The organism is Acidimicrobiales bacterium (assembly GCA_036399815.1).
Taxonomy (GTDB): domain Bacteria; phylum Actinomycetota; class Acidimicrobiia; order Acidimicrobiales; family DASWMK01; genus DASWMK01.
Genome location: DASWMK010000061.1, coordinates 1 through 2542 on the forward strand (window position 1 = coordinate 1; position 2542 = coordinate 2542).

Genomic DNA, 2542 nt, shown 5'->3' on the forward strand with positions numbered 1-2542 from the left:
GGCGCAGGCGGCCGCCGTCCTCGACGACCCCACCGTGTCCGCCGCCCACCTCACCGTCACCGTCGAGCCCGACGGCACCGCCACCGTCGCCGACACGGGCTCCACCAACGGCACGAAGGTCGACGGCGAGTGGGTGGTGGACGGGGCCGCGCCCGTCGACCCCGGCGCCGTCGTCGCCGCCGGCACCGTCCGCCTCGCCGTCGTCCCGGCCGCCGCCGAGCCCCGCCCCGCCCGGCTCGGCCCGGCGGGCGCCGACGGCCGGCGCCCGATCCACCGCCCGCCCCGCCCGGCCCCGCCGCCGGCGCCCGCGCCCGTCGACCTGCCCGGGCCGCCGCCCCCGCCCATCGCCACCACCCGCCTGGCCGTCACCGCGCTGGTCGCCCCGCTGGCCGTCGGGGTCGTGGCCGCCGTCGTGCTCGGCCACCCCGCCCTCGCCCTGCTCGCCCTGCTCGGCCCGGTGACCGTCGGCGGCACCTGGCTCGAGGACCGGCGCCGGGCCAGGGCCGACGGGAGGCGACGCCGGGCGACGGCGGCGGACGACGCCGCGACCGTCACCGCCGCGGTGACGGCGGCGTCGGCGGCCGAGGCCCGGCGCCGGCGGGCGGCCCACCCGGACCCCGGCGAGCTGGCGGCGAGGGCGGCGGCAGCCGGCGGGCGGCTCTGGGAGCGGCGGTCGTCGTCACCCGGTCTCCTCGCCGTGACCGTCGGGCATGCCGACCTGGCCTGGTCGCCGCCGGTGCGCGGCGCCTCGCCGGCCCCGGACGTGGCCGCCGCCGTCGACGCTGCCGCCCGGCTGGCCGACGTGCCCGTGCCCGTCGACCTCGCGGCGACGACCGTCGGCGTCACCGGCCCGCGGGCGGCCGCCCTCGCCGTCACCCGGTCGGTCGTGTGCCAGCTGGTGACCCTGGCCGGCCCGGCCGACGTCCGGCTCGCCGTCCTCGGCCCGCCGGCGGACTGGTCGTGGACGGCCTGGCTCCCCCACCTCGCCCCGCCGTCGCGGGCGACGGTGGTCGTGGCCGACGGCGAGGCGGCGATCGACGAGGCCCGACCGCTCCTCGCCGCCGGCACGCCGGCCGTGGTGGTGGCGCCATCCGCCGATCGGCTGCCGTCCGCCTGCGCGGCCGTCGTCGAGGTCGCCGCCGACGGCCGCGCCCGCCTCCACCCCGGCACCGACGGCGGCCCCGTCGACCTCGTCGCCACCGGCGTCCCCCTCGCCGTCGCCTCGCAGGTCGCCCGCCACCTGGCCCGGCTGGCCGACCCCGAGGACCGGGTCGACGGCGCCCTGCCGGCGTCCGTCGCCCTCCTCGACGCCATCGGCCTCCCCGATCCGACTCCCGAGGCGGTCGTGGCTCGCTGGCGGGCGGCGCCCGCCGGCCTGCCCGCGGTGCTCGGCGCCGGGCCGGACGGCGCCTTCGCCGTCGACCTCTGCGCGGACGGCCCGCACGCGCTCGTCGCCGGCACGACGGGCGCCGGCAAGTCCGAGCTGCTGCGGTCCCTGGTGGCCTCGCTCGCCGCCACCCTGGCCCCGGACGACCTCAACGTCGTGCTCCTCGACTACAAGGGCGGCAGCGCCTTCGACCGCTGCGCCGACCTCCCGCACGTCGTCGGCGTCGTCACCGACCTGGACGAGCACCTCGGCCGCCGGGCGCTCGTGGCGCTCGAGGGCGAGCTGCGGGAGCGGGAGCGCCGCCTCCGGGCCGCGGGCGCCGCCGACCTCGCCGCCTACCGGGCCCCCGGTGCGACCGAGCCGCTCCCCCGGCTCCTCGTCGTCGTCGACGAGTTCGCCGCGCTGGCCGCCGAGCTGCCCGGCTTCGTGGACCGCCTGGTCGGGCTCGCCCAGCGGGGCCGCAGCCTCGGCATCCACCTCGTGCTCGCCACCCAGCGGCCGTCGGGGGTGGTCAGCGAGTCGATCAGGGCCAACACCAACCTCCGCATCGCGCTGCGGGTCCAGGACGGCGGGGAGTCGACCGACGTCGTCGGGGCGCCCGACGCGGCGCTCCTCCCGCGGGACCGCCCCGGCCGGGCCGTCGCCCGTCTCGGCCCCGGCGAACTGGTGCCGTTCCAGGCCGCGCTGGCCACCCGGCCGGCGCCCGCGGCCCGACCGCCGGTGGTCGCCGTCCCCGCCGGAACCGCGCCGCCCCGCCCGCCGGACGGTGGCCCGACCGACCTCGACCGCCTCGTCACCGCCGTCGCCGGCGCCGCCCGCCTGGCCGGCACCGGGCCCCAGCGCCGGCCGTGGCCCGAGCCGCTGCCCACTCGCCTCGCCCTCGACGACCTCCCGCCCGGCGCGCTCGCCCTGGCCGACGAGCCCGAGCACCAGCGCCGCTCGCCCTGGCAGTGGGACCCGGCCGGCGGGCACCTGCTCGTCCTCGGCGTCCCCGGGTCGGGGGTGACGACGGCCCTGGCGGCTGCGGTCCTCGCCCTCGCCGGCGAGCACCCGCCGGACCGCCTGCACGTGCACGTCCTCGACTGCGGCAGCGGCGGCCTGGCCCAGCTCGCCGCGCTCCCGCACGCCGGCGCCGTCGTCGGCCCGGCCGACGAC

The 2542-nt window shown here is 81.6% G+C and carries 1 protein-coding gene; it reads left to right on the forward strand.

The features are described from left to right. A partial coding sequence (locus VGB14_04765) for an FtsK/SpoIIIE domain-containing protein (protein HEX9992220.1) occupies window positions 1–2542 on the forward strand: 2542 nt, incomplete at both ends.